This is a genomic window from Pseudomonas sp. MD195_PC81_125 (assembly GCF_014060985.1).
GTDB classification, from domain to species: domain Bacteria; phylum Pseudomonadota; class Gammaproteobacteria; order Pseudomonadales; family Pseudomonadaceae; genus Aquipseudomonas; species Aquipseudomonas parakoreensis.
Genome location: NZ_JABULD010000643.1, coordinates 1 through 2,148, shown reverse-complemented (window position 1 = coordinate 2,148; position 2,148 = coordinate 1). Strand labels below are relative to the sequence as shown.

The 2,148-nt window shown below is 59.9% G+C and carries 3 protein-coding genes; 1 reads left to right on the top strand and 2 read right to left on the bottom strand.

The features are described 5' to 3' along the window. Positions 1-41: 41 nt before the first annotated feature. Complete coding sequence (locus HT737_RS25555; protein ID WP_182404248.1) at positions 42-551, bottom strand: DUF1993 family protein; 510 nt, start codon at positions 549-551, stop codon at positions 42-44. Between the two features lie 125 nt (positions 552-676). Between HT737_RS25555 and HT737_RS25550 the strand changes: the two genes are divergently transcribed. After that, entirely contained in the window at positions 677-1,321 is a 645-nt protein-coding gene (locus HT737_RS25550; RefSeq protein ID WP_041074096.1) for a YceH family protein, read from the top strand. A 132-nt stretch (positions 1,322-1,453) separates the two neighbouring features. On the opposite strand, the gene HT737_RS25545 is transcribed toward HT737_RS25550, so the two are convergent. Then, complete coding sequence (locus tag HT737_RS25545; RefSeq protein WP_047291559.1) at positions 1,454-1,972, bottom strand: cupin domain-containing protein; 519 nt, start codon at positions 1,970-1,972, stop codon at positions 1,454-1,456. Positions 1,973-2,148: the final 176 nt, after the last annotated feature.

Genomic DNA, 2,148 nt, shown 5'->3' with positions numbered 1-2,148 from the left:
CAAGGCGTGAACCTTTGGCGGGCTTTTTATTGCGGGGTGTTTTAGTACGCGCCCATGTAATCGCGCTTACCCACTTCAACACCGTTGTGACGCAGCAGCGCATAGGCAGTGGTGACGTGGAAGAAGAACTGCGGCAGACCGTAGCTCAGCAGGTAAGCCTGACCGCTGAAGCGCTTCTCTTTCGGCGTGCCCGGACGGGTCACGATCTCGATGCCTTCCTTGCCGTTGATCTGCTCCGGCTTGATCTCACCGATGTAGGCCAGCACCTTGGCGATCAGCGCCTGCAGTTCGGCGAAGGTGGTTTCAGTGTCGTCATACTTCGGGATTTCGACTTCGGCCAGGCGCGAGGAAACGCCCTTGGCGAAGTCAACCGCGATCTGCACCTGACGCACCAGCGGGAACATGTCCGGGTACAGGCGCGCTTGCAGGAAGGCGTTCGGGTCGATGTTTTTTTCGCTGGCGTGGGCTTCAGCCTTTTTCAGGACATCGCTCAGGGCGTTGAGCATTTGTTGAAAAACCGGGACGGATGCGGCGTAAAGGGAAATGGTCATGGCAGTCTCGTGTGGTGGCTGGGTGGAACGTGGAGGCGATTATAGCCATGCTTGATGACCACACGGCTTGCCTTTTGTTAGCCAAGGATTAGGCTAGGCGCCTTCGACTGCTGAGGGAACGCGCGATGACCACCGAACTTGCAACCACCACCAACGAACCACGGCTCAACGCCACAGAAATCCGCATTCTGGGTTCGTTGATCGAAAAACAGGCCACCAGCCCGGAAACCTATCCGTTGACCCTCAATGCATTGGTGCTGGCCTGCAATCAGAAGACCAGTCGCGAGCCGGTGATGAACCTGACTCAAGGCCAGGTCGGCCAGAGCCTGCGGGCGCTGGAAAGCCACGGTTACACCAAACTGGTCATGGGCAGTCGCGCTGATCGCTGGGAGCATAAGCTGGACAAGGCGCTGGAACTGGTGCCGGCCCAGGTGATTCTCACCGGTCTGATGTTCTTGCGTGGCCCGCAGACAGTGAATGAGTTGCTGACCCGCAGCGGCCGCATGCACGATTTCGAAGATGCCGAGCAAGTGGTGCATCAGCTTGAGCGCCTGATCGCCCGTGGGCTGGCGGTGTTGATACCGCGTCAGGCCGGACAACGCGAAGACCGCTACACCCATGCGCTGGGCGATCCGGCGGACATCGAGGCGATCCTGGCAGCGCGACAGAATCCTGGGGAGCGCGCAACCAGCGGCGTTTCGGTCGAGCGCATCGAAGAGCTGGAAGCACGGATTGCCGCGCTGGAAGAGCGCCTGGCGCGCCTCGAATAACCCCGGAAATCCTACTGTGGGAGCGAGCTTGCTCGCGAATGCAGTGTGTCATTTAACAATGATGTGAATGACACATTGCATTCGCGAGCAAGCTCGCTCCCACTGGGGCTGCACCACGCCGAAGGTCTCTATTTACTCACCATCCCAGTAATCCACCCCGTCCGCCTGCCGCGCCACGGCGACAAAACCTGACGCATTGCCCTCGGCATCAACCTTGAAGTTGTCCATCACCGCGTATTTGTTGGAGTCCGGGTATTCACAGATATCCGGTTGCTGCTGGGTGCTGACCGCCAGGTAACGCAGTTCCGCGTCGCTGGTATTGATGATCTGATGCGCCGTTTCCGGGCCGCCCGGCGGGCAGGCGATCACGTCGCCCGCGCGGATCGGAAAGCGTTCGGCACCCAAGCGCACTTCGCCCTCCCCGGCCACCACATAGAACATCTCTTCATTGACCCGGTGGCTGTGAAACGGACTGCCGCGCATGCCCGGCGGCAAGGCGTACAACCGATAGCCAAGTTTCTGCGCACCGAGTTGCTGGCCGATGCGCGCCATGCTTTGCTGGTAGCGACCCGCGGTTTCACCTTCCGGGGCAAGGGCTTCAGGCAGGGGTTCGAGTTCGACCTGGTGCAGGTTGAGGATGGGTGGGTGCATGGCGGGCCTCGGTCACGGTTTTTGTGGGTGGCAAGTCTGGGCTGGCTGGGGAGGCAGTATAGGCATGGATGTCTGGCTTGAGACCGTGGTGCATCCTTCGCGAGCAGGCTCGCTCCCACAGAGGATCTACAGCGAACACACAATCTGTGCATGACAAAAATTCAACTGTGGGAGCG